This is a genomic window from Pseudomonas sp. SWRI51 (assembly GCF_014268825.1).
In the GTDB taxonomy this organism is placed as follows: Bacteria; Pseudomonadota; Gammaproteobacteria; order Pseudomonadales; family Pseudomonadaceae; genus Aquipseudomonas; species Aquipseudomonas farsensis.
The window spans coordinates 1-24,171 of record NZ_JABWRG010000023.1 but is presented as its reverse complement, the minus strand read 5'-3'; the positions used below and the strand labels follow the sequence as shown (position 1 = coordinate 24,171).

General features: G+C 62.0%; 18 protein-coding genes. 7 read left to right on the top strand and 11 right to left on the bottom strand.

The genetic code is table 11. From position 1 onward, the window contains the following. Window positions 1-67: 67 nt before the first annotated feature. Window positions 68-1,426 carry a DNA recombination protein RmuC gene (gene rmuC / locus HU720_RS10065; RefSeq protein ID WP_186519743.1) on the top strand — a complete coding sequence of 453 codons (1,359 nt, stop codon included), beginning with the start codon at window positions 68-70 and terminating at the stop codon, window positions 1,424-1,426. On the opposite strand, the gene HU720_RS10060 is transcribed toward rmuC, so the two are convergent. Together HU720_RS10060 and HU720_RS10055 are read right to left on the bottom strand one after the other, a co-directional pair. After that, window positions 1,398-4,874 carry a PAS domain-containing hybrid sensor histidine kinase/response regulator gene (locus HU720_RS10060; protein WP_186519657.1) on the bottom strand — a complete coding sequence of 1,159 codons (3,477 nt, stop codon included), beginning with the start codon at window positions 4,872-4,874 and terminating at the stop codon, window positions 1,398-1,400. The genes rmuC and HU720_RS10060 overlap by 29 nt on opposite strands. 114 nt (window positions 4,875-4,988) lie before the next feature. After that, window positions 4,989-6,173 carry an MFS transporter gene (locus HU720_RS10055; protein ID WP_186519654.1) on the bottom strand — a complete coding sequence of 395 codons (1,185 nt, stop codon included), beginning with the start codon at window positions 6,171-6,173 and terminating at the stop codon, window positions 4,989-4,991. Between the two features lie 161 nt (window positions 6,174-6,334). On the opposite strand from HU720_RS10055, the gene HU720_RS10050 reads away from it, so the two are divergent. Continuing rightward, complete coding sequence (locus HU720_RS10050; RefSeq protein ID WP_186519652.1) at window positions 6,335-7,474, top strand: TDT family transporter; 1,140 nt, start codon at window positions 6,335-6,337, stop codon at window positions 7,472-7,474. 11 nt (window positions 7,475-7,485) lie between these two features. On the opposite strand, the gene HU720_RS10045 is transcribed toward HU720_RS10050, so the two are convergent. The 4 genes from HU720_RS10045 to HU720_RS10030 all read right to left on the bottom strand — a co-directional run bounded on the left by HU720_RS10045 (window position 7,486) and on the right by HU720_RS10030 (window position 11,456). Further along, window positions 7,486-8,433 (bottom strand): ornithine cyclodeaminase family protein, encoded by a 948-nt coding sequence (locus tag HU720_RS10045; protein WP_186519651.1) that lies wholly within the window; start codon window positions 8,431-8,433, stop codon window positions 7,486-7,488. Then, entirely contained in the window at window positions 8,430-9,407 is a 978-nt protein-coding gene (locus HU720_RS10040; protein WP_186519648.1) for a threonine/serine dehydratase, read from the bottom strand. The genes HU720_RS10045 and HU720_RS10040 overlap by 4 nt, the downstream gene beginning before the upstream one ends. A 374-nt stretch (window positions 9,408-9,781) precedes the next feature. Further along, window positions 9,782-10,387, bottom strand: coding sequence for a PAS domain-containing protein (locus HU720_RS10035; protein WP_186519646.1), 606 nt, complete (start codon window positions 10,385-10,387; stop codon window positions 9,782-9,784). 187 nt (window positions 10,388-10,574) lie between these two features. Next, the gene (locus HU720_RS10030) at window positions 10,575-11,456 is read right to left on the bottom strand and encodes a LysR family transcriptional regulator (protein WP_186519644.1); all 882 of its coding nucleotides are present in this window, start codon (window positions 11,454-11,456) and stop codon (window positions 10,575-10,577) included. A gap of 117 nt (window positions 11,457-11,573) precedes the next feature. On the opposite strand from HU720_RS10030, the gene HU720_RS10025 reads away from it, so the two are divergent. After that, window positions 11,574-12,671 (top strand): NADH:flavin oxidoreductase, encoded by a 1,098-nt coding sequence (locus HU720_RS10025; RefSeq protein ID WP_186519642.1) that lies wholly within the window; start codon window positions 11,574-11,576, stop codon window positions 12,669-12,671. Window positions 12,672-12,968: 297 nt separating this feature from the next. On the opposite strand, the gene HU720_RS10020 is transcribed toward HU720_RS10025, so the two are convergent. The 4 genes from HU720_RS10020 to HU720_RS10005 all read right to left on the bottom strand — a co-directional run bounded on the left by HU720_RS10020 (window position 12,969) and on the right by HU720_RS10005 (window position 17,566). After that, window positions 12,969-15,374 (bottom strand): TonB-dependent receptor, encoded by a 2,406-nt coding sequence (locus tag HU720_RS10020; RefSeq protein WP_186519640.1) that lies wholly within the window; start codon window positions 15,372-15,374, stop codon window positions 12,969-12,971. An 81-nt stretch (window positions 15,375-15,455) separates the two neighbouring features. Further along, complete coding sequence (locus HU720_RS10015) at window positions 15,456-16,454, bottom strand: FecR domain-containing protein (RefSeq protein WP_186519638.1); 999 nt, start codon at window positions 16,452-16,454, stop codon at window positions 15,456-15,458. Continuing rightward, on the bottom strand, window positions 16,451-16,957 hold the full coding sequence (locus HU720_RS10010) for a sigma-70 family RNA polymerase sigma factor (RefSeq protein ID WP_186519636.1): 507 nt from the start codon (window positions 16,955-16,957) through the stop codon (window positions 16,451-16,453). Before HU720_RS10010 ends, HU720_RS10015 begins: the two co-directional genes overlap by 4 nt. A gap of 123 nt (window positions 16,958-17,080) precedes the next feature. Beyond that, window positions 17,081-17,566: an Lrp/AsnC family transcriptional regulator gene (locus HU720_RS10005; protein ID WP_186519634.1), complete on the bottom strand. Its 486-nt coding sequence runs from the start codon at window positions 17,564-17,566 to the stop codon at window positions 17,081-17,083. A 132-nt stretch (window positions 17,567-17,698) separates the two neighbouring features. Between HU720_RS10005 and HU720_RS10000 the strand changes: the two genes are divergently transcribed. After that, window positions 17,699-19,159: an L-lactate permease gene (locus HU720_RS10000; RefSeq protein WP_186519741.1), complete on the top strand. Its 1,461-nt coding sequence runs from the start codon at window positions 17,699-17,701 to the stop codon at window positions 19,157-19,159. Here the strand turns inward: HU720_RS10000 and HU720_RS09995 are convergent. Beyond that, window positions 19,115-19,726, bottom strand: coding sequence for a hypothetical protein (locus HU720_RS09995; RefSeq protein WP_186519632.1), 612 nt, complete (start codon window positions 19,724-19,726; stop codon window positions 19,115-19,117). The two genes, HU720_RS10000 and HU720_RS09995, sit on opposite strands and share 45 nt — an antisense overlap. A gap of 195 nt (window positions 19,727-19,921) precedes the next feature. Between HU720_RS09995 and HU720_RS09990 the strand changes: the two genes are divergently transcribed. The 3 genes from HU720_RS09990 to HU720_RS09980 all read left to right on the top strand — a co-directional run bounded on the left by HU720_RS09990 (window position 19,922) and on the right by HU720_RS09980 (window position 23,935). Further along, window positions 19,922-20,428 (top strand): sigma-70 family RNA polymerase sigma factor, encoded by a 507-nt coding sequence (locus HU720_RS09990; RefSeq protein WP_186519630.1) that lies wholly within the window; start codon window positions 19,922-19,924, stop codon window positions 20,426-20,428. Beyond that, a complete protein-coding gene (locus tag HU720_RS09985; protein WP_186519628.1) occupies window positions 20,425-21,375 on the top strand; it encodes a FecR domain-containing protein in 951 nt (316 codons plus the stop codon). The genes HU720_RS09990 and HU720_RS09985 overlap by 4 nt, the downstream gene beginning before the upstream one ends. A gap of 172 nt (window positions 21,376-21,547) precedes the next feature. Beyond that, window positions 21,548-23,935, top strand: a complete 2,388-nt coding sequence (locus HU720_RS09980) for a TonB-dependent siderophore receptor (protein ID WP_238337671.1) — start codon at window positions 21,548-21,550, stop codon at window positions 23,933-23,935. Window positions 23,936-24,171: the final 236 nt, after the last annotated feature.

Here is a 24,171-nt window from a genome sequence, read left to right as displayed (position 1 = left end):
TTTGCCTTGCCTGGCGTGGGTCATGCAGGTGCAGCGCCGCCAGGGCGCTCGGGCCGCCGAGCAAACCTTGCTTGAAGAGCGCCTGAACAGCGCGTTGCTGGCCCAGGCAGGCTTGCAGGCGCAGCTCGACGCCAACCGCGACGAGGTCAGCGACCTCACTGAAGCCAACACCCTCAAACAGACCCAACTGGCCGCCCAGGGCCGCGAGCTTGAGCTGTTGCAGATCGACCGCGACAACGCCCGTGACGCCGCCCACGCCTGGCACATGGAGCGCGTCAACCGCGAAGCCGAACTGCGCCGCCTCGAGGCCCAGGCCGCGCGCCTGGAAGCCGAGCTGCGCGAGCAGCAGGACAGCCACCAGCAGCGCCTGGAAGACTTGCAGCAGGCTCGCGATACCTTGCGTGCGCAATTTGCCGAGCTGGCCGGGAAGATATTCGACGAACGCGAGCAGCGCTTCGCCCAGACCAGCCAGCAGCACCTTGGCCAGTTGCTCGACCCGTTGAAGGAGCGCATCCAGGCGTTCGAAAAGCGTGTCGAAGAGAGCTACCAGCAAGAAGCCCGCGAACGGTTCTCGCTCGGCAAGGAGCTTGAACGCCTGCAACAGCTCAACCTGCGCCTGTCAGACGAAGCCACCAACCTTACCCAGGCGCTGAAGGGCCAGAAAACCCAAGGCAACTGGGGCGAGCTGATTCTGGAGCGGGTGCTGGAGCACGCAGGCCTTGAGAAGGGCCGCGAGTACCAGACCCAGGTCAGCCTGAAAAGCGCCGATGGCGAGCGCTTCCAGCCCGACGTACTGATCATGCTGCCGGGTGACAAGCAGATAGTGGTCGACGCCAAGGTCAGCCTGACCGCTTATCAGCAGTGGGTGTCCGGTAACGACGAAAGCGCCCTCAAGCAGCATGTGCAGTCGCTGCGCAGCCATGTCAAAGGCCTGTCGAGCAAGGACTACAACCGCCTCGACGGGCTGCACAGCCTGGATTTCGTGCTTTTGTTCGTGCCCATCGAGGCGGCGTTTGCCGCAGCCTTGCAGGCGGAGCCGAACCTGTTCCAGGAAGCGTTCGACCGGCAGATCGTGATTGTCAGCCCGACCACACTGCTGGCCACCTTGCGGGTGATCGACAGCCTGTGGAAGCAGGAGCGCCAGAGCCAGAACGCCCGCGAAATTGCCGAGCGTGCCGGGTGGCTGTACGACAAGTTCGTGTTGTTCATCCAGGACCTGGACGAGCTGGGCAACCGCCTGCAACAGGTCGACAAAGCCTATGCCGCGGCGCGCAACAAACTCTGCGAGGGGCGCGGCAACCTGGTCAGCCGCAGCGAGCAACTGAAGCTGCTCGGCGCCCGGGCCAGCAAAAGCTTGCCGGCCGATCTGATCGAGCGCGCGCTGGGCGAGGAGCCGGTTACTGAACCAGGCTCAGATGCCGATTGAGCAGGGCGCGCAAGGCGGCAGGCTTGACCGGTTTGGCCAGGTAGTCCAGGCCTGCGGCATGCACCAGGGCGATGGTTTCGTTGCGCCCGTCGGCACTGATCACCACCCCCGGCACCGGTTCGCCCAGGCGCGCCCGTAGCCAGCCCATCAGCCCGGTGCCGGTCTCGCCGTCGTCCAGGTGGTAGTCCACCAGCGCCAGGTGCGGGCGCAAGCCCTTGGCCAGCAGCGCCTCGCATTCGGCCTGGTTGCGCGCCGTGGACACCTGGCAGCCCCAGCGGCTGAGCAGGCTGTGCATGCCGATCAAAATGCTGTCTTCGTTATCCACGCACAGCACTTGCAACCCCGCCAGGGGTTGGCCGGGTTGCTCAACCGGGGCCTGCAGCACCGGCGCGGGGCTACGGGCGATGGGCACGCCGACGCGGAATACGCTGCCCTTGCCTGGCCATGAGCGCACTTCAAGCGGGTGGCCGAGCACTCGGCACAGGCCATCGGCAATCGCCAGGCCCAGCCCCAGGCCTTTTTCGGCGCGGGTCTGGTGGCTGTCCAGGCGTTTGAATTCCTGGAAGATCACTTGAAGTTTGTCGTCGGCGATACCGGGGCCACGGTCCCAGACTTCCAGCCACAGCTGCCCACCCTGGCGCCGCGCACCTAGCAGAATCGGGCCTTTGCCGTAGCGCAGGGCGTTGGTCAGGAAGTTCTGCAGCACCCGGCGCAGCAGCTTCATGTCGCTGTCGATGCGCAGGCGGCTGCCACGCAAGCGGAACGCCAGGCCTTTTTCGGCGGCCAGCGCCTTGAATTCAGCGCCCAGGGTGTCGAACAGATCGTTCAGGGCAAACGCTTTGACGTCCGGGGTGATCTTGCCGTTTTCCAGGCGCGAGATGTCCAGCAGGTCGCTGATCAGCTCTTCGGCCGAGCGCAGCGAGCTGTCCATGTGCTGCACCAGTTGCCCGGCTTCCTCGCTCAAGCCTTCGGCTTGCTGCGACAGGGCGGCGGAGAACAGCCGCGCGGCGTTCAGCGGTTGCATCAGGTCGTGGCTGACCGCAGCCAGGAAGCGGGTCTTGGACTGGCTGACCGCCTCGGCGCGGCTCTTGGCCTCCGACAACGCCTGGTTGAGTTGCGAGAGCTCATGGGTACGTTCGGCAACCCGTTGCTCCAGGCTCTCGTTGGCATCGCGCAAGGCCTGCTCGGCCTCGCGGAATGGGGTGATGTCGGTGAAGCTCATGACAAAACCACCGCCGGGCATGGGGTTGCCGATCAGCTCGATGACCCGGCCGTTGGGGAACAGCCGCTCGGAGGAGTGCGCCCGGCCCTGGCGCATCCAGTGCAGGCGCCGCGCCACGTGCACCTGCGCCTCGCCTGGGCCGCACAGGCCGCGGTCGGCGTTGTAGCGGATGATATCGGCGATGGGCCGGCCGACGCTGATCAGCCCCTCGGGGTAGTTGAACAGCTCAAGGTAGCGGCGGTTCCAGGCCACCAGGTGCAGGTTCTGGTCGACCACACTGATGCCCTGGTTGATGTTCTCGATGGCGCCTTGTAGCAGTGCGCGGTTGAACTGCAGCACTTCGCTGGCTTCGTCGGCGATACGCACCACATCTTCGAGCTGCATCTCGCGCCCTTCGATGGCCGCCTTGACCACCGCACGGGTGGACGAGGTGCCCAGCACACCGGCCAGCAGCCGCTCGGTGTGCTCGATCCAGTCGCCATCGGCGTTCTGGTTGGGGTTGAAGCCTTTGCCCTGGCGGTAGGCGAAGCGGATAAAGCTCTGCCGGGCGCGCTCCTCGCCGACAAAGCGTGCGGCCAGGTTGAGCAGGTCGTCGATCTGCACCGCCAGCAGCGGCTTGCTGCTGGGCCGGGCGCTGGTTTGCTGGCCAATGAACGCACCCGCCTGCCAGTGCTCCGATACCCGTGTGCGCGACAGGATGGACACCCAGGCGAACAGGGTGAAGTTACCTGCCAGCGACAACACCACGCCCTGGGTGAGCGGGGTAATCGGCAAATTCAGCGGGTTGCCGTGCAGCCAGGCAAGGCCGGGGAACAGCTCAAGGGGCCAGCCCAGGCTGTGGGCGGTGATCGGCAGCACCAGGGTGTAGAACCACAGGAAAATACCCATCGCCAGGCCTGCGAACACGCCACGGCGGTTGGCCTGCTTCCAGTACAGCGCGCCCAGCATGGCCGGGGTCAGCTGGGTCACGGCGGCGAAGGCGATCTGGCCGATGGTGGCAAGGCTTGCGGTGGAACCGAGCAGACGGTAGCTGACGTAGGCCAGCAGCAGGATTACCACGATGGTCACGCGGCGCACCGACAGCATCCAGTGGCGGAATGCCTCGAACGGGCGCTCGGCGTTGTTGCGCCGCAGCAGCCAGGGCAGCAGCATGTCGTTGGAAACCATGGTCGACAGCGCCACCGCCTCGACGATCACCATGCCGGTGGCCGCCGACGCGCCGCCAATGAACGCCAGCAGGGCAAGGCTTGGGTGCGCCTCGGCCAGTGGCAGGCTGATCACGAACGAGTCGGACATCACCGTGCCGGGCAGCAGCATCTGCCCGGCCAGGGCAATCGGCACTACGAACAGCGCAGCCAGCGCCAGGTACATCGGGAATACCCAGCGCGCCAGGCGCATGTCCTGGGGTTCGATGTTCTCAACCACAGTGACGTGGAACTGGCGCGGCAGGCAGATGATCGCCATCATCGCCACGGCGGTCTGTACCACCATCGACGGCCAGTTGATGGTCTCTTTCCAGTAGCTGTCCAACTGCACCGACTGGCGCGCCTGGGTGAACAGGTCGTCAAAACCGTCGTACAGGTTGAACACCACGAACACGCCTACCGCCAGAAACGCCAGCAGCTTGACGATCGACTCGAAGGCGATGGCCAGCACCATGCCCCGGTGGTGCTCGGTCACATCCAGGCTGCGGGTACCGAACACGATGGCGAACAGCGCCAGCACCAGCGACACCACCAGCGCCGTGTCCTGCACGCGGCTGCCGGTGGCGTCGGCATTGGCGCCGATCAGCAGGTTCACCCCGAGCACGATGCCCTTGAGCTGCAAGGCGATATACGGCAACACGCCGACCAGGCAGATCAGCGCCACCACCACCGCCAACGATTGCGACTTGCCGTAGCGGGCGGCAATGAAGTCGGCAATCGAGGTGATGTTCTGCTGTTTGCTGATCAGCACCATCTTCTGCACCACCCAGGGCGCGAAAACCAGCAGCAGCACCGGCCCCAGGTAGATCGGCAGGAACGCCCACAGCTGTTCGGCGGCCTGGCCGACCGCGCCGAAGAAGGTCCAACTGGTGCAGTACACCGCAAGCGACAGGCTGTACACCCACGCGCGCACGCGCGGGGGCAGCGGGGTGCTGCGGCGGTCGCCATAAAACGCGATGGCAAACATGACGGCCATATAGCCGAGGGCGACGGCGGCGATCAGCCCGCTGGACAACGACATGCAAACTCCGGAGCAAGAAATGGAACGCGGTCCCGATCAATCAGTCTGGCACGCGCCAGAGGCTTCGTCAGCGCCGACGTTGGTCGCAGTGGCAGGACGTCGCAGGCTATGGCCTCAGTGGCTGCGGCGGGTGCCCAGGCGATAGAAGACCGCCGCCAGTATTACCGAGCCGATCAGCAGATAGAACACCCCGGCAGGCGCCATCCAGCCAAGCGCTGCGCCGACCAACGCAGGGCCCAGGCCGGCGCCGAGGTTCGACAGGTTCTGCGCGCCGTAATACACGCCGCGCAGCGGCTGCGGGGCGATCAGGTCAATGAACATGAACTCGGCCGGGATCACGATGATTTCGCCCAGGGTGAAGACCACCATGGCCAGGCACCAGGCCGGGACTGACGACGCCATGGAGAACCCCAGCAAACCGGCGATGAACAGCGCCATGCCGGTCATCAGCCAGGGCAGCAGGTGCTGGCGGCTGATGCGCCGGCCGATTACGTACTGCAGGGCGATCACCGTCAGGGCGTTGCTGGTGACCAGGTAGCCGGCCAGGCGCGCGACCTGCACCGGGTCTTGCAGGGTGACCACCAGGTACTGCGACAGGTACGCGGTGAACTGGCCAAACACCACGGCGCTGAGCATGCCGCCCAGGGTGAAGCAGACCAGCCGCGTGTCCCGCAGCAGGCTTAACCCCACTTGGGCGAAACCGGCTGTGCTTTTGTCCTGTGCGGGGCTTGCCAGGCCGCGTTCACCAAAGCGCTGATAAAACACTGCAAGGCCAAGGCCGATCGCCGCGCTGAACAGAAATGGTAGATGGTCATCGAGCTCGATCAACAACACCCCAAGCATTGGCCCCGCAGCCCAGGCAATGTTGTTGAAGGTGTATTTGATGGCGAAGGCTTCGGCTCGCCGCGCCTCGGGCAGCAGGGCGCAGAAGCCGGCCTTGGCGGCGATGTCCACCACCGTCTGGGCCAGATAGGCCACCACCAGGCAACAGAAGAACGGCAACGCCCAGGTGCTGGCGACAATGCCCAGGAACGACAAGCCGAACACTGCGCTGCAGACCACGATCAGCGTGTGGTTGCGCAGCCGGTCGACCAGGTGCCCGCCATACAGCGACAGCGCCGAGGCAACAAACATCGCGCCACCGACCAGCAAGCCGACCCGTCCGACCGACAGGCCCATATGCGTTGCCAGGTAAACCACCAGATAGGGCAGGGTGATAGCGCGGGCCATGGTCAGCGTGAAGGTGGTGAACAGCAGCAGGCGTACCGCGCTGGGGTAGCCTTTGAGTGCGGCGAGCATGACGCATCCTTGTGAGCAGAGAGCCGGCTGTAGCATAAGCCCAGAGGCAGTATTCCCGTATATCTTCAAAACCGATAACAGTTAGAGAAAATACCCGTTATATAGATATTCCTTGAAGGCATAAGATTGATTCCACCTTACACAAGGCCCGGAGACAACCCATGCCCTGCACCCCAACGCGCCCTGCCTGCTGGCGCCCCTTCAGCGCACTGGCCCACCCCCGCGAGGTGATCCGCCAATTCACCCCCAACTGGTTCGCCGCGACCATGGGCACAGGCGTATTGGCCTTGGCGTTTCATCAGTTGCACATTGCGCTGCTCGATGGCCTGGCTGAAGGCCTGTGGTGGCTGACGATTGGCTTGTTCAGCCTGTTCTGCGTCCTGTATGGCGCCCGCTGGGTGCTGTTCTTCGACGAGGCGCGGCGCATTTTCGCCCACTCCACGGTGTCGATGTTCTTCGGCACCATCCCCATGGGCCTGGCCACCATTCTCAACGGCGCGCTGGTATTCGGCCTGGCGCGTTGGGGTGAGGCCGTTGTGCCTTGGGTGGAGGCGCTGTGGTGGCTGGATGTGGGGCTGGCGCTACTGTGCGGGGTGGCCATCCCCTACCTGATGTTCACCCGCCAGGAGCACAGCATCGACCAGATGACCGCAGTCTGGCTGTTGCCGGTGGTGGCCGCCGAAGTCGCCGCCGCCAGCGGGGGGCTGCTGGCGCCGCACCTGGGCGATGCGCAGGGGCAGTTTCAGGTGGTGATCACCAGCTACGTGTTGTGGGCGGTGTCGCTGCCGGTGGCGTTCAGCATCCTGACCATCCTCATGCTGCGCATGGCCCTGCACAAATTGCCGCCGGCCAACATGGCCGCCTCCAGCTGGCTGGCGCTGGGCCCGATCGGCACCGGTGCACTGGGCATGCTGCTACTGGGCGGTGACGCCCCGGCGGTGTTCGCCGCCAATGGCCTTGGCAGCCTGGGCGAGGTGGCGCGTGGCCTTGGGCTGGTGGCGGGGCTGGTGCTGTGGGGCGCCGGGTTGTGGTGGTTGCTCACTGCCGTGTTGATCACCCTGCGCTACATGCGCCAGGGCATGCCGTTCAACCTCGGCTGGTGGGGGTTCACCTTTCCGCTTGGGGTGTACTGCCTGGCCACCTTGAAACTGGCGGCCTGGCTCGGGTTGGGCTTTTTCAGCGTGTTTGGCCAGCTGTTGGTGGTGGCGCTGACGATGCTGTGGCTACTGGTCGCCTGGCGTACCCTGCGCGGGGCGTGGCGCGGGGAGTTGTTTGTCTCCCCGTGCATTGCCCAGCGTTAGGTAGCCGAGCATCAGCTATGCATGCAGGCCAGGGCGCAGTTGGAAATCTGCGCATCCTGCACCGCGACACCGGTCAGGTCGGCCAGGGTGATCTGTTGGTCATCCTCGCGGCCCTTGGCCTGCCCGGCCAGCAGGGCGCCCAGCTCAGCCAACTGGCCCAAGCTGATCAACCCGGCCTTGAGCGCGTGGGAGATTTCGCCGTACTGGCTGCATTGCACCAGCGAGTCGACGATGATGCGGTCGGCCCGTGCCACCAGCGCAGGGTCGAGTTCCTGCTTGCCGGCAGTGTCAGCGCCGACTGCGGTGATATGAGTGCCGGGCTGCACCCAGTGGCTTTGCAGCAACGGCTCGCGGGACGGGGTGGTGGTAACGATCAGGTTGGCCATGCCGGCCACCTCGGCGGCGTCGCGTGTGGTCCTGGCCTGGAACCCCAGCCCATGGGCAAAGGCTTCGAACGCAGCCAGCCCAGGCTCGTTGCGCCCCCAGGCAATCACCTTGCGGCAGTCGGTGACGGCGCGCAGTTGCTCTAGCTGCATGCGCGCCTGGGTGCCGGTGCCGATGATGCCAATAGCGTTGACCTGGCGGGGTGCCAACAGGCGTGCGGCGATGCGCCCAGCGAGTGCTGTGCGGATGCACGTCAGCCAGCCTTCATCCTGCAGCAGCGCCAGTGGCTGGCCGGTGGTGGCCGACAGCACCATCATCAGGCCGTCGTTGCTCGCCAGGCCCTTGGCCGGGTTGTTGTAGAAGCCGGTCGACACCTTTACCGTGAAGGTGTCACTGCCTTCTACAAAGGCCGACTTTACGCAGCAGTCGCCGTTGGCCTGGTTAAAGGCAAACGCCTGCACCGGCGGCACTTGCACCTGGCCCGCCGAGAACGCGACGAAACCTTCCTGCAGGCGCTGCACGGCAAGTTCCAGGTCCAGGCTGGCGACGATTTGCGCTTTGCTCAATACCTTCATTGCACTGCCCCAAGAAACTTCTCGAAGGTGATGTTGCGCCCACAAATGATCACCGCCACGCGCTTGCCGCGGTATTGCTCGGCGAGTTTCTTCATGCCGGCGACGGCCACCGCTGCGGCGCCTTCGATGATCCAGCGGTCACCGCTGGCGACATCGCGCATGGCGGTTTTGATTTCATCCTCGCTGACCAGCACCGTGCGGGTAATCAGGCTCTGGCACAGGGGGAAGGTAATGCTGTCTGGCTCTACGCCACCGGCGGTGCCATCGGACAGCGTTTCGTCTTCAAGCATTTCGATGATGTGCCCCACTTCAAGCGAGCGCTGCAGCGTCGGCGCGTTCTGCGGCCAGCAGCCAATGATGTCGGTTTTCGGGCTGAGCGCCCGCAGCGCAGCGCCAATCCCGGAAATCAGCCCGCCACCGCCAACCGCCACGAACACCGCGTCCAGTTCGGGCTGCTGCTGGAACAGTTCGATGCCGATGGTGCCTTGGCCTGCGATCACCTGTGGGTCGTTGTAGGGCGAGACGAATGGCTTGCCCTGCAACTCGGCCTGGCGCCCGCCTTCCAGCTCCACCCCGAGTGGGTCCAGGTCGAGGCTGACCACCTCGGCCCCCAAGGCGCGGATGGCATCGATTTTGTACTTGGAGGCCGTGGTGGCGGTGTACACCGTGACTGGCACGCCCAGCAGCTTGCCGGCAAGCGTGAGCCCCTGGCCGTGGTTGCCGGACGACGCCGTGACCACGCCGGCCGCGCGCTGTGCTTCAGGCAGCAGGCGCAGCTTGTTGCTGGCGCCGCGGAACTTGAACGAGCCGGTGTGTTGCAGGTGTTCGCATTTCAGGTAGACCTGGCACTGAGTCAGGGCAGACAGATGCGCGCTGTGGCTGAGTGGGGTGACGCTGACCTGCGGGCGCAGCGCTTCGTGCGCTTCGCTGATGGCTTCATACAGGGAGAGCAGGGTGTTGGCATCGGCGGACATCGTGTTCCTCTCGGCAATCGGGGCGAGCGGGCACGGGAAGGTGCTCGCCATTGTGGAATATTTGTCTACGGTAGACTCATATTCTTTTTGTGGCAAGCCTGCTGACAGTTAACGACGGTGAGTTTTTTTGTGGTGAGCGGGCTTGCCCCGCGTTGGGCTGCGAAGCGGCCCTGAGGTCTGTGCTGTTCAAAGTGCACGCGCTGCTGCTCGGTGTTTGCACAACAGCATTCAACGCTTTGATGGATGTGGGTTTAGGGCTGCTTCGCAGCCCAACGCGGGGCAAGCCCGCTCACCACAAGGAGAATTGTCTGGTGCCGAATTGGCGCCTTCACTCAAAAACCTTGAAAGCCATGGGTAAAACCCAAGCCATCCCGTCAGCCGCGAAGTTCCTTCAGGTACTTGTAAACAGTCGCCCGCCCCATGTTCAGCACATTGGCCACATAGTCCGCCGCGCTGCGGCCTTCGAACGCGCCTTCGGCATACAACGCCTGAACCAGGCTGCGCTTGTCTTTTGCAGCCAGGGTACGCAGCGACAAGCCATGCTCGCGCAGCCAGGTTTGCAGGAACGTGTTGATCCGCTCCTGCCAGTCATCCTTGAACAGCGCCTCTGGCTGCGCAATCAGCCGGCTGACCTGGAAGAACGCACTCAACGCTTCGTGGGCCTGCTGCAAGACCGAGAAATTCAGGTTGATGCACAGCAAGTACTCAGGCTCGCCTTGCTCGTCATAGAGCACGCTGGTCACCGAGCGCAGCTTCTGCCCATCCCAGTTGGTCTTCTCGTACGGGCCGATGCTCGGCGAGCGGCGAAACTCGTCCATGTCCTGTTCCAACGCCGAGTCATCGCCCAGCTTGCGCTTGGAAAAGTTGTTGGCGATATGAACGATGCTCTGGCTCTTGACCTCATGCACGACGACCTCGGCATGGGGGAACAGCAGCAGGGCGATGCTCTCGGCGATGGTCTGGTAGTTCTTGGTTTTCATGGTCTGCCACGGGGTGGGGGCGAGGGCCTGCGTGGAAAAAAAGTCTACAGGCGGGTTCGGCCTATGGTGGACGTTGGGGCGGGGGGATTCAAGTTGGGGGGAGGGCGGGTTGAGAACGGCCATTTTCGACTGACCGCTTACGACCCAAAGCTGCCCTTCGTTCGGAGCAGCAATCAGCCAATAGCGGTCACGTCTGACTGCCAAGAGATGCCTCTAGCTGGTCGAGGAAGACACGCACACGATGTGGCACCTGTTGCCGAGTTGGAAGCACAGCCGTAATAAAAAGTTGTTCGGGAGTTGCATCCTTCAGCTCCACCAGCCGCAAGCTGTTACTCTCAAGATCGTCACGAACATCCCAGTACGTGAGCATTGCTAGCCCCAACCCTTGTTTGCTCGCGGTGCGCACCGCTTCGACGCTATTCGCAGTAAACGTGCCTTCACCTTTAAAGCCAACTGTTTCCCCTCGTTGGACGAAAGGCCAATGCGGCATACCGTGAAGTGCTATGCAACGATGCTGGCGTAGATCAGCAAAAGTAGTGGGCGCGCCGTGCTGCTCTAAATAAGCGGGGCTTGCGCACAGCACGCGGGGATTGGGGGCCAGCGAACGAGCAACCAAGCCAGAATCGCGAAGGGTCGCAATTCTTATAGCCACGTCGATTCCAAGGCTGACGATGTCTAGGATGCTGTCCGAGAGGTGGAGGTCTATTTGCAGAGCAGGATGCTCAGCCAATAAACGCGGAATGAGCGGCATGATGACGGCCTGGCCGAACACTGTCGGAGCCGTCACCTTCAACACACCGCTGGCCGTTCCTGCGTTTGTCCCTAACGTAGCTTTAGCCGCCTCGCTCGCGTCAAGAAGCGTCTTAGCGAATGGCAGGAAAATCTCCCCTTCAGGCGTAAGCGAAACCGAGCGAGTGGTCCGATGTACCAACCGAACCTCCAGCTCGCGTTCAAGAGCAACTAGCCGCCGCGATATGGCCATGGGAGACAGTCCTAGCCGCCGAGCTGCGCCCGAAAGATTGCCGCTTTCAGCAATGGCTGCAAACACCTCAACGTCCGAAATCTGCATCTTTATATCTCTTTGTGATAAAGCGCTTTATCCATTACGCCCAATTTTCATTGTCTCGGCTGTTGCATAACCTCTGTGGAAAGCCTTACTCGGCAGAAAACACAAACGAGACTGACGATGCTCAATTCACGAATTCTAACTCCATATGATATTTCCGGCTGCTCCTTGACGAATCGCATGGCGGTCGCGCCCATGACACGCGTCAGCGCCACCGAGACGGGGCTCGTGACTCAGGAAATGGCCCAGTATTACGAGCGCTTCGCCCAAGGAGGCTTTGGCCTAGTGATCACAGAGGGTATCTACACCGATCAGAAGCACTCGCAGGGCTACCCCTTCCAGCCCGGTATTACCGATGACCAGCAGGCCAAGGCTTGGCGAACGGTTACGGACAGCATTCACGCTCACCAGGGGGTAGTTTTTGCCCAGATCATGCACGCAGGTGCTCTCAGCCAAGGAAACCGTTTTGTCGACGTTTCGGCGGGCCCCTCAGCGCTGCGCCCGAAGGGAGAGCAGATGAAGTTTTACTATGGCGAGGGTCAATACTCCGTACCCCGAGCCATGACCGAAGAAGATATTGCCGATGCCATCGAAGGCTTCGCACAGGCTGCAACCTTGGCAATCAAATCCGCCAATTTCGACGGCATTGAAATCCACGGCGCGAATGGATATCTGCTTGATCAATTCCTCACGGACTACACAAATCAACGTAACGACCGCTGGGGTGGCCCCGTACAGGCTCGACTATCCCTCACCCTTGAAGTCGTCAAAGCGGTAAGGAAGGCTGTAGGTGCTATGCCTATGGGTGTTCGAATCTCGCAGAGCAAGGTAAATGACTACGAGCACAAATGGGCCGATGGAGAGCAGGCTGCTGAAGTCATCTTCGGCTCACTCAGTGATGCTGGAGTCGACTTCATTCACGTCACGGAATTCGAAGCCTGGAAACCAGCATTTCCAACCAGCCATGACAGCCTCGTATCGCACGCTCGTCGTCACGCACCGAAGGTGGCGTTGATTGCAAATGGTGGCTTGCACACGCCTGAGCACGCGTCATCCGTAATGGGGGAAGGTGCTGACATCATCGCAATCGGAAAGGCTGCGCTCGCGAACCCAGATCTGCCTCGGCGGCTAGCCAGCAAGGAAGCTCTAGTGGAGTTTGACGCCTCGATCTTAGGGCCTATAGCGAACATCAAGAGTAGCGAGCTTGCTTCGGCCTAAAAGCCTTTCCGGAAGCGGATGGCCGTGTCCGCTTCTGGCCGATTGCTGTCCTCCGCTAAGGACTGCTATGGGGCGGTCGCTGCCGATTGTGACGGTCCGCTACCGACCCAAAGCTGTCGATCAGTAGTGCCCTGATCGCCCCCGTATGGCTCAAACAGCCGGGAAACCCGGAGTCGAGCGCCACAGGCGCACGCTCCCGGGCCATCGATTCCCAGTAATGCCGATCACCCATGGATTTGCGGGCGTTGCTACGGGGTTGAAACCGATAGTTCCAGTCGAGCACGAAGCGTGCGACCGTCAGAAGTTGTACTTGATACCCGTCATGATGTTTCTTGGCGCACCGTACATACCGTGGTCGCCGGCATAGCTGAGGTATTCACGGTCAAACACGTTGTTCAGATTGACTGACGCACTCAAGTGCTGGTTGAAGTCGTACCGAGCCATAAGGTGGGTGACGGCGTAGCTACCTTGAGTGAAGGTGTGCAGGTCGGTGCCGGTTTTGCTCTGCCAGTTGACTCCGCCGCCAACGGTGAGCTTGTCCAGAACCCCCGGCAGGCGATAGCTGGTGAAGGTCTTGAGACTGTGGCGAGGCAGGTTGGTAACGATACGCTGGTCGTCAGCGTCGGTGCTGACCGCATAGGCATAGCCGGCAGATGCCTGCCAGCCTTCGGCCAACTCTCCGTCCAGGGTGAATTCAGCGCCTTTGGTAGTGGTTCCCTGTTCCGACTTGTACGTATTACCGCCCGGGGTATCGATCCAGATCGCCAGGTTGTCCTGCTCGATCTTGAACAGCGCGACGCTGGAATTCAGCCTGCCGTCGAAGTGGCTGCCCTTGACACCGACTTCATAGCCGGTGCCCTCCATCGGATCGAGTGGTTTGTTGTCGATGTCGCGAACCCAGGACGACTGGGGGTTGAAGATTTTCGTGTAACTGGCATACAGCGACCACGTATCGTTGAGGTCATACACCACGCCAGCATAGGGGATGTAGACGCCGGTTTCCGACTCCTTGGTCTTGGTTTGCTCGGCGTTGTAGGGTTTATCCTCGATGTCACGGTGCCAGTCGATCAACCGGCTGCCCAGCAGGATACTGAGATCATCGGTGGCGTGCAGGCGCGTGGCGAGATAGGCCGCGTATTGGTTTTCGTCGGTAGACGATTTGCCCGTGACGTTGAACTCAGGTTTCACGGAGTCGCCGTTCCAGTTCAGCAGGTTGTCGATCGCGCCGGCCGCAGAGCCGGAATAGTCGTATTTCCAGCCGCCGTAGCTTGGCACGTTCTCGTAGTAGTGGGACAAGGTCACGCCGGCAATCAACTCGTGCTCGCGCCCCAACAGGCCGAATGGGCCGGTCAGGTAGGCATCGATGTTGTTCTGGCGCGGGGTACCGGAAAAGCGCACTGGCAACTGTGTGGTACCGCTTCCGTCCGGGTTGAGGCTGCCGTTGACGTAGTTGAAGACCTCGTCAAACTTGTTTTCGGAGTGGGTCAGTTCGATCTTGCCGCTCCAGCCGTTGGCGAACTGCCGCTCGATCGAGGTAAAAAAGCTGGTTTGAACATGGTCATTGTAAGACCAGGTCTGGGCCGAATTGAGCGAGCGTTTGAGGTCGCTGCGAGAGCCGTCGCTGAAGCGGGTCGGCAAGCCGGAGCGCATGGGGGAGTCGACGTCCGTTTGCTGATAGCTGAAACCCAGGGTCAGCAACGTGTCTTCAGTCAGGTCAAACTCGGTAATGCCGTAGATCAGTTGCGAGTCCTGCTTGTAGCGGTCGATCCAGGACTGCTCGGTGTTGAAGTCGGCAACCAGGCGGCCGCGAACATTGCCGCTTTCGGTCAGCGGCCCAGATACATCAAAGCCGGTACCGTAGCGGTCCCAACTACCGGCTTGCGCAGAGATGCTGGCCTGCGCTTCGGCCGTCGGGCGCTTGCGGATCAGGTTGATCGTCGCTGAAGGGCTGCCCAGGCCGCTGATCAGGCCGGTCGCACCGCGCACCACCTCCACTCGGTCATACATGGCCATGCTCTGGGTGTAATTGTCCATGCGCTTGACGGTGGGCACACCGTCGATTTCGAAGTTCTGGATCTCGAAGCCCCGGGAGAAGTAACCGTCGGATTCGGCCCCCAGCCCATCGCGCAACACGATGACACCCGGTGTGGCATCGAGGGTATCGCTCAGATTGGTCAGGCGCTGGTCATCCAGGCGCTGGCGGGTCATGACGGTCAGCGACTGCGGGGTCTCCTTGGGGGTCAGGTTCAGGCGGGTCGAACTGCTGGAGGAGTAGGTGGTATAGAGCCCGGTACCCTCTGTGGTCGACCCGGGCGCTTTGCCCGAAATGGATATGCTCTGGAGCTCCAGGCTGGTAGAGGCTGGCGCTTGCTGGAGGATATAGCGTCCATCGGGTTGACGAACCGCAACCAGTTGGCTGCCCGCGAGCAGCGCTTCCAGGGCGCCATCGACCGTGTAGTCACCCTTGAGGCCAGGGCTGATTTGCCCGGCAATCAGGTCATTGGGAAACGACAGCAGCAAATGGGCTTGCTGACCCAGTTGGGTGAGCGCAGTGCCCAGTGCCGCCGGGGGAATTTCGTAATGTTGCACGCTGCTGTCGGTGGCGGCCCACACTGGCGATGATGTGGCGACAAGAACCGCTGTAGCACAACCAATTGTGGTGGCGAGCAAAGTTGGGTAGTACGAAACACTGCGGTGATGCATGTGAAGTTTCCCGATGATTTTTGATGTATGGCCTATAAGTCTCGCCAGAAATCAAAACGGCTCATCGAAGACGAAAATAGCTCACACGGTTGCCGGCAAGGCGCGGAAGTTGACCCACAGGCGAGTGAAACGCTGCACATCCAGTTTCAACGTCTGGGCAATGGCATCGATGATTCGATCGCTGTCTGCCAGCGGGTAGGTGCCCCATACAGGCAGGTTGGCCAATGCGCGCTCGCACCCCAGATGCCCATGACGATACCGACCCAGTTCATCCAGAAAAGCCTGCAGCGGTTGGCCGTTGGCCACGATCATGCCTTCTGTCCAGGCTGCTGCGTTGGCTTGCAGTGCAGCCTGATCCACCAGCCCGAGCGGCCCGAACCGAGCCAATTGTCCGGCCTGCAGGGACGTCCACGTGCTCGCTTTTGCCGGGATTACCTGAAGTGAGCCACGATAGACCGCCAACTGAGTCGAGCCATTGTCCAATTGGCGTACCGTGAAGCGCGCCGAGGCCGCCTGCGCACGAACCTGAGGGGTGTCGATGGCAAGTGCCTGGTTCAAAGCCGTGTCGACCAGGACCTCGCCGCTGAGCAATCGAAGGTCCCAGCGATGATCGGTATGACGGACATTTATCGCGCTGCGGGTATTGAGATCAAACGACAGGTTGGCGTTCAGCGCGACGCGTCGCTGCTCGCCAACGCCCGTGGCGTAATCGGCGCTCAAGCGCGAAACCACTTCGCTGTCTCGGGCCAGCCAGGCACCCGCGCTTGTGGTCAGCAGCAAGGCAAGGCCCTTGACGGCCCGTCGCCTGCTCAACCCATTCTCAGAAGAATGCAACAGGGCCTGTCGGGCAAGGTCTGGATCGCCTCGGGTACGCACTGAGTCTAGCTGCGCCGCCAGCGCCAAGGCTTTTTCCCAGGCCAACTCATGCAACGGGTGTTCACCACGCCATGCCATGAAAGCGGCCTGTGCGGGTGAATCGAAATTGGCTTCCTGCATATCGAGCCACCACGCCATCGCCTCCTCACACATTTTCGGTGATAGCGCGGGTTCTCGGGTGAAAGCGTTGTCAGTGCTCGTCATTCCAGCGCGTCCGTCACCAGCATGCACTGCGCACCTGCCTTGATGATGTGGCGTTTGACGGTAGCGATTGAAATACCCAGCCGCTCGGCAATTTCCCCATGGCTGAGGCCATCCAGCTGCGACCACAGGAAGGCCTTTTTGACGGCGACATCCAATTTACAGAGCGCTTCGTCGAGCCGAACCAGTGTCTCGAAAATAATCATTTGGGTCGCCAGGTCTGGCAGCACGTTTTCGTCTTGCGCCTGGATCGCATCCAGATAGGCTTTTTCCAGGCGTGCGCGGCGGTAGTGGTTGGACAGGACGCTACGTGCCACCTTGGCCAGAAACGGTCGGGGCTGTCGGACTTCAACCGCCTCTTTGCTGAGCAACAGGCGCATGAAGGTGTCCTGCATCAAATCAGCGGCGCGGTGTGAACAGCTCAGTTGCCGACACAGCCACCCACGCAGCCAGCGGTGTTGCTGTTCGTAAAGAGCCGTGAGCTGAGCACTGTCGACGGATGCCATGAGTTGCCACTGAATCGATGCAAATGAGACTTAGTATCATATGCAACTCTTGGGCTGCCGACAAGGATGCAAAATGTTTGCTTCAGTTCGATAACGGTTCGTCGCAGTTTGCCGCTTTGAGCCTTAAACCCCGCTCGGCACATCCAGCCCGACCTTCACCCGGTCCAGCGCCACGATTGTCTTGAACCAGGTAACGTTGGCGTTTTCGGCAAACAATCGCCGTGCCAAAGCCTGGTATTCATTCATGCTGGCAACGGTTAACACCAGCACGAAATCCACTTCGCCGGTGACGTAGTAGCACTGCTGAACTTCGGGCACCGCAAAGTGTGCCTTCATCGCCTCCAGCGCGTCGATGCTGGTGCGCTCTGCCATGACTTCCACAATGATCGTGATCGGCCGCCCGACAGCCGTGGGGTCGACGATGGCTACGTTGCCGGTGATCACGCCGCCTTCTTCCATTCGCTTGATGCGGCGCTGAACGGCGGCCGTGGAAAGATTGACCTGCTCGGCCATAAGGCGCAGTGGCAGGGTGTTGTCGCGCTGGACGAGGTCGAGGATGGCGCGGTCGAATTTGTCCAAGGATTCAGGTGCAGCGTCCTTCTTTGCCATAGCAAACCCGTGAGAAATTTTCTCGAAAACTATCAGAAAACTGCGCGCCTTTATCTAGGGCAGAGAAATATTATCTTGCCAGCAGCCTGCATACGCAGCCTGGGTCTGGAATTCACACAGGATATTATCGGCATGCTCGCACTGTTCCATCTTTCCCCTGTCCTGTTGGTTACAGCCATGCTCGTCGTGCTGCGTAGGCCGCCGGTCCACGCCGCTATGGCAGGCACTGTGTTGGTCATGGTGCTGTGGTTTGCCGGTGCTGCCGATGCGTGGCGCCTGGGCAGTATGCTGGCCGCCGCGCAAGACACCGCCGTGCTGTTTGCAAGTACGGCGTTCGTGATCGTTCCAGGGCTGGTTTTCGTGATTTTCATCGAGCGTATGGGCGTCAACCTTGCGCTTAGCCAGTGGGTGCGCTCACTGGGGCTTGGACGCGGCGATCAAGTAGTGTTCATCGTCCTTGGGCTGGCGCCGTTGCTCGAAGCGATGACCGGTTTCGGCGTGTCATTGATCGCTACGGTGCCGCTGCTGCTCAGCCTCTTCGAACGCCGGGTGGCGCTACGCATAGCGCTGACCGGTATGGCGATCATGCCGTGGGGAACGCTGGGCCTGGCATCGGTGATTGGTGCTTCGTTGGTTCACCTGGACGCCTCTGCGCTGGCATCAACCTCGGCACTGACCAGCGCACCGGTATTTTTGGCACTGAGTGCAACCGCGCTCTTTCTTGCAGGCGTTCGTAACATGCGCGAATGGCTGGCGTTGGGCGCGTTCTGGCTGCTGTTTGCGGGCGTGCTCTACGGTGCCAGCCGTTGGCTGGGGCCGGAAGTGGCCGGCGTTGCTGCGGGCCTGGTGACGGCAGCAGCGGTACTCGCGGCGGGGCTGTGGCGCCTGCACCGCAACGACAGCGGGAGCGGGGCGGTGCAATGGCCTCGTCAGGCATGGCCGTACCTGGTGCTGATTGTCTGCATTGTCGGGTTGAAGGTGCTGTGGACGACTACCTCCTGGCCAGATCACTGGGTTGTACAGGGTGCCCAGGTCACCTGGAAACCACTCGCCTCACCCGGCCTGGCACTGGTTCTGGTGCTGATCTGGCTAAGGTTTTACACGCGCAACACACAACGCGACACAGCCCACGAGGCCAACTTGCCTGCTGCGCTGCTGGCGCGGGCGAAACGGCCATTGCTGACCATTTTCTTCTTTCTCGCCATGTCGCAGATGATGGTGAAGGCAGGTTTTCTTGCGGGTTTGATGCAACTGCTGGCGGGCCTGTCGCCCACCGCGGCGACGTCGCTGGTTGCCGTGTTTGGCGCGCTGTCAGGCTATATGACCGGGTCGAATGTCGGCGGCAACGCGATCTTCATGCCGGCCATCGCGATGCTGCCCGAATCCTCTCGGCTATTGCTGGCGGCCGTTCAGAACAGCGCGGCAGGGCATGCAGCACTGGGCTCGCTGTCGGTGGTGATGCTGATCCTTGGGCTTGCTAAAACCCACGCCAAGGAGGAAGGCGAACTGGTCAGGTTCGGCTTCATGCTGGTCTGTCTCAATACCGCGCTAGTGGCGCTGGGCGCAGCGTGGTTGAGTGGCTGGTTCGGGTAGCAGGGGCTCGGCATCAACGCCGATCGCCCGAAGCGCCTGGGCGAACGAGCGATCGATAACCGCTTCGCCTGTTGTCGCACCCGCTTGATCGATAGCCCCAATGCGGTAGCGCAGCGTCTGCCCAGCCGCAAGCTCACGGATGATCCGCTTCGCTTTATCGCCGGAGGCCAATGTGTAGGGGGCCATCATTTGCGAAGCGGCGCCCTGCGAGTCAGCCCCACCCTTCGAGAACACCACCGGCGACAGGCTCACCGGGTTCTCCTGCGGGGTGATGGTCCAGGCCTCGTGCTGGTCGACCATCAGTTGCACGGTACCTACCGGCAGCCTGGCCCTGCCGGCGGACATCACCCCAACCAGCAGCTCATTCCCTTCCTTGCGAATCACCGGGAAGTAGTACACCGGCCTGGGGAGCATCCAGCTTGTACTTTCTATATCGACAGGGCTGACCATCAGGGTCGTCTGGTGGGTGGACGCGTCCGTCGAACAAGTCGCTTGCCAGGTTTGTTTGCTACCCGCGCACCCGCCCAGCGAGAGAGCGACAGCGAGCACTGCTGTGGTCCATTTCATTGCGGCTTCTCGGTATCCAGGGCGGCGAGTTTAGCAAGGGGCCTTGGTGGAGGCATCTTCGTCAAATCACAGCGCTCCTGACCGACTGATTGTCGGGATAGAACTGGCCACCGCCCTGCATCTGTTCCCAAAGTCACGCTCCCACTCTACAATCGCAACTGATTCCTATCCGCAGCTCATTCCTGGGAAAGCACAGTGCCCCCTGACGCCACCTCGCACCCCCTCAATAGCCTTTATCGTGACCACCATGGCTGGTTGCAGGGCTGGCTGCGCGTGCGCCTGGGTGACCGCGAGCGAGCGGCGGATATTGCCCAGGACACCTTCCTGCGCTTGCTGGTCACGCGCCGCATGCCGGAGCAGGGCGATGGGCGTCGGTTCCTGGCGCAGATCGCCCGTAACCTGGTCATCGACCAATGGCGCCGCCAGCGTATCAAGCAAGCCTACCTCGACAGCCTGGCCGCGCTGCCTGAGCCAGAAACCCCGTCGCTGGAAGCCCGGGCCATCGTTATCGAAACCTTGATGCAGATCGATGCCATGCTCGACAGCATGCCGGTCAAGGTACGTGAGGCGTTTTTGCTGTCGCAGTTCGAAGGGCTGACCTATCCGCAGATTGCCGAGCGGCTGCAGGTCAGCGTCAGCTCGGTGCAAAAGTACATGCTGCGTGCCATCACCGCCTGCTATCAGGTGTTGTACGCCGAATGAAAAGCGAAGTGCCCATTGCCGCAACCATCATCGAGCAGGCCAGCCACTGGTTGATGCTGCACTGGGGAGGCGAGCTGAACAGCGAGCAACTGCGGCGCTTCGTCGAATGGCGCGCTGCCGACCCAGAGCATGAGCGCGCATGGCTGCGCCTTGAGCAATTGCAAAGTACCCTGAGCGGTGTGCCAACCGGTACCGCCCTGGCGGTGCTGCGCGAGCAGCCCGATGCGCGCCGCCGGCAGGCGCTGAAACTGCTCGGTACATTGTTGTTGGTGGGCGGCAGCGGCTACCTCGTGCAATCGCAACTGCCCTGGCGCGAGGCGATGGCAGACCTGCGCAGCGGCACCGGCGAACGCCTTCAGCACACCCTGGCCGATGGCAGCCGGCTAAGCCTGAACAGCGGCACCGCGGTCGATATCCTGTTCAGCGCAAGCGAACGGCGCATTCGCCTGCTAGCAGGGGAGTTGCTGCTGGACAGCGGGCAAGACGCCGCACAACGCCCGTTGATCGTGGACACCGCAGCCGGCGAAATCCAGGCGTTGGGCACGCGCTTTTCGGTGTATCAGCATGGCGAGCGGTGCCAGGTCGAGCTATTCGAAGGCGAACTCGAGTTGCGCCCGAGGCATGCTCGGGCCATGCGCCTGCATGCCGGGCAAGGTTGCGGGTTTGATGCAAACCAGGTCGGTGCCGTCGTGCAGGCCAACCCCAACGCCATCGCCTGGCAGGATGGCCGCCTGATCGCCGAACGCACGCCGCTGGGCGAGTTCGTCGAGCAACTCGCTCGCCATCGCCCCGGCCTGTTGCGCTGCGACCCGGCCGTGGCAGGCCTGCCGCTGACGGGCGTTTTCCCCTTGGCAGACACCGACCGCGTGCTGTTGGCGCTGGAGCAGTCGCTGCCGGTGAAAGTGCACCGCCTGACCCGCTTATGGGCCACCGTCAGCGCGGCCTGACAGGCGTAGCCATCGGTATTACAAAAAAAATTCAGCCACCCTTGTCGGTTTTGCCGACTCGCTCGGGATACCTCTTGAATCCAACCAAGAAGCATTCTCAAGAGGAACATTCAGAGTGCCGTATCTGCCCACGACATCCATTTCTCAACTGAGCCATGCGGTTCGTCACGCCCTGTTTGCCGGTTTGCTCTGCAGCGGCCCGCTGTTGCTCGCACTGCCTGCGGCGCAGGCCAGCGCCAGTGAGCAATCGCGCAGCTACGCCATCCCCGCCGGCAACCTGGACCAGGCGCTGAACCGCTTTGCGAGTGAGGCCGGCATCCTGCTGTCGGTCGATGCCCAGCTCACTGCCGGCAAGCGCAGCGCCGGGCTCAATGGCAGCCATTCCGTTACCGATGGCTTGGCCGTGCTGCTGGCCGGTACCGGCCTTCAGGCTCTGGATAACGGCGGCAACTATTCGCTTGAGCCCGTCGCCGATAGCGCTGGCGCCGTGGAGCTCAGTGCAACCAACGTCATCAGCAACCAGCTGGGCACGGTCACCGAGGGCACCGGCTCCTACACGCCCGGCACCATCGCCACGGCCACCCGGCTGGTACTCACGCCCAGGCAAACCCCGCAGTCGATCAGCGTGGTTACCCGCCAGCACATGGATGACTTTGCCCTCAACAGCGTCGACGCGGTGATGCGCCACACGCCGGGCATTACCGTGTCGGCCTATGACACCGACCGCACCAACTACTATTCCCGCGGTTTCTCGATCAACAACTTCCAGTACGACGGCATTCCCTCGGCCGTGCGCAACGTCGCCTATTCGGCGGGCAACACCCTTAGCGACATGGCCATCTACGACCGTATCGAAGTGCTCAAGGGCGCATCCGGCCTGCTGAGCGGCGCAGGCTCGCTGGGGGGCACCATCAACCTGGTGCGCAAGAAGCCCACTGCCGACTTCCAGGGCCATGCCACCTTGGGCGCGGGCTCCTGGGACAACTACCGCAGCGAACTGGATGTGAGCGGCCCGCTGACCGAAACCGGCAACGTCCGCGGCAGGGCAGTGGTGGCCTACCAGGACAAGCACTCGTTCATCGACCGCTATTCGAGCGAGAACTCGGTGTTCTACGGCATTCTCGAATTCGACCTGTCCCCCGACACGATGCTGACCGTGGGCGCCGATTACCAGAACAACGACCCCAAGGGTTCCACCTGGTCGGGCAGCTTCCCGCTGCTCAACTCCAGGGGCGAGCGCAACGATGCCAAGCGCTCGTTCAGCAACGCCACCGACTGGAGCAGTTGGCAGCAGTACACCCGCACGGTGTTCGCCACGCTTGAGCACCAGATGGGCGATGGTTGGGTCACCAAGCTGCAACTGGACCACAAGTACAACGGCTACGATGCGCAGATGGGCGCCATCCAGTTCGACCAGCCGCTGCCCGACGGCAGCGCCGAGATCAACGCGCAACGCTATAAAGGCGACACCACCAGCGATTCGGCCGACCTGTACGTGAGTGGCCCATTCAGCATGCTCGGCCGCGAGCACGACCTGGTGCTTGGCGGCTCGATCAGCAAGGCCCACTGGGATGGCAAGGGCTACTGGGACGAAACCTTCTCGGTCCCCAACCGTGTGGACTACAACAACTGGCACGGCAACCTGCCCAGGCCCGACTGGGGCCCGGTGTCGCAGCGCACCGACGACGTCATCCGCCAGACCGGCGTGTACCTCACCACCCGCCTGAACGTCACCGACGACCTCAACGTGCTGCTGGGCGGCCGCGTGGTCAATTACAGCCTGACCGGCCTGACCCCGAGCTATACCGAATCCGGGCGTTTCATCCCTTATGCGGGCGCCATTTACGATTTGAACGAGAACTTCTCGGTATACGCCAGCTACACCGACGTGTTCATGCCCCAGGAAAACTACAACCGCGACCGCGACAACAAGCTGATCGAGCCGGATGAAGGCGAGAACTACGAAGTCGGCATCAAGAGCGAATTCTTCGACGGCCGCCTGAACGCGAGCCTGGCGTACTTCGAGGTCAAGGAAAGCAACCGCTCGGTGCCGGACGATGCCTTCAACAACCAGACGCCGACCCCGCCCAACTACGCGTTCAAGGGCAGCAAGGCGACCACCAAGGGCTACGAGCTGGAAATGTCCGGCGAGTTGGCCCCCGGTTGGCAGGTACAAGGCGGCTACACCCACAAAGTGGTGCGCGACAGCAACGGTATCAAGCTGTCCACCTTCGAGCCTGAAGACCAGATGAGCGTCTATACCACCTACAAGCTCAGTGGAAACCTGGACAAACTCACCGTCGGTGGTGGCGCACGCTGGCAGAACAAAGCCTGGCAACAGATCTGGAACAACCCCAAGGGCGTTAACGAGGACGTCACCCAGGAGTCCTACTGGGTGGTGGACCTGATGAGCCGCTATCAGATCACCAAGAACCTGTCGGCCACGCTCAACGTCAACAACATCTTCGACAAGTACTACTACACCAATGTCGGGTTCTATAACTCGGCCATCTACGGTGAACCGCGTAACTTCATGGTCACCACGCGCTGGGACTTCTGAGGCGGCGCTTGAGATTTCATGGTTTTGTACAAGCCTGTGCTGGCCTCATCGCAGGCTGGCGCCAGCTCCCACAGGTATCTGGGCCAGACCTCGATGGTGTGGCAGTGAGCCGCCCTTGTGGGAGATTCTATGGTTTTGTACAACCCTGTTTTCGCCAGGCATATCTCCTTGTGGCGAGCGGGCTTGCCCCGCGTTGGGCTGCGCAGCAGCCCCTTGGGTTTTCAGGGCTGCTGCGC

Excerpts from the sequence above, each read along its gene's own strand:
- HU720_RS10060 (WP_186519657.1), bottom strand. The coding sequence starts at position 4,874 with ATGTCGTTGTCCAGCGGGCTGATCGCCGCCGTCGCCCTCGGCTATATG.
- HU720_RS10055 (WP_186519654.1), bottom strand. The coding sequence starts at position 6,173 with ATGCTCGCCGCACTCAAAGGCTACCCCAGCGCGGTACGCCTGCTGCTG.
- HU720_RS10050 (WP_186519652.1), top strand. The coding sequence starts at position 6,335 with ATGCCCTGCACCCCAACGCGCCCTGCCTGCTGGCGCCCCTTCAGCGCA.
- HU720_RS10045 (WP_186519651.1), bottom strand. The coding sequence starts at position 8,433 with ATGAAGGTATTGAGCAAAGCGCAAATCGTCGCCAGCCTGGACCTGGAA.
- HU720_RS10040 (WP_186519648.1), bottom strand. The coding sequence starts at position 9,407 with ATGTCCGCCGATGCCAACACCCTGCTCTCCCTGTATGAAGCCATCAGC.
- HU720_RS10035 (WP_186519646.1), bottom strand. The coding sequence starts at position 10,387 with ATGAAAACCAAGAACTACCAGACCATCGCCGAGAGCATCGCCCTGCTG.
- HU720_RS10030 (WP_186519644.1), bottom strand. The coding sequence starts at position 11,456 with ATGCAGATTTCGGACGTTGAGGTGTTTGCAGCCATTGCTGAAAGCGGC.
- HU720_RS10025 (WP_186519642.1), top strand. The coding sequence starts at position 11,574 with ATGCTCAATTCACGAATTCTAACTCCATATGATATTTCCGGCTGCTCC.
- HU720_RS10020 (WP_186519640.1), bottom strand. The coding sequence starts at position 15,374 with ATGCATCACCGCAGTGTTTCGTACTACCCAACTTTGCTCGCCACCACA.
- HU720_RS10015 (WP_186519638.1), bottom strand. The coding sequence starts at position 16,454 with ATGACGAGCACTGACAACGCTTTCACCCGAGAACCCGCGCTATCACCG.
- HU720_RS10010 (WP_186519636.1), bottom strand. The coding sequence starts at position 16,957 with ATGGCATCCGTCGACAGTGCTCAGCTCACGGCTCTTTACGAACAGCAA.
- HU720_RS10005 (WP_186519634.1), bottom strand. The coding sequence starts at position 17,566 with ATGGCAAAGAAGGACGCTGCACCTGAATCCTTGGACAAATTCGACCGC.
- HU720_RS10000 (WP_186519741.1), top strand. The coding sequence starts at position 17,699 with ATGCTCGCACTGTTCCATCTTTCCCCTGTCCTGTTGGTTACAGCCATG.
- HU720_RS09995 (WP_186519632.1), bottom strand. The coding sequence starts at position 19,726 with ATGAAATGGACCACAGCAGTGCTCGCTGTCGCTCTCTCGCTGGGCGGG.
- HU720_RS09985 (WP_186519628.1), top strand. The coding sequence starts at position 20,425 with ATGAAAAGCGAAGTGCCCATTGCCGCAACCATCATCGAGCAGGCCAGC.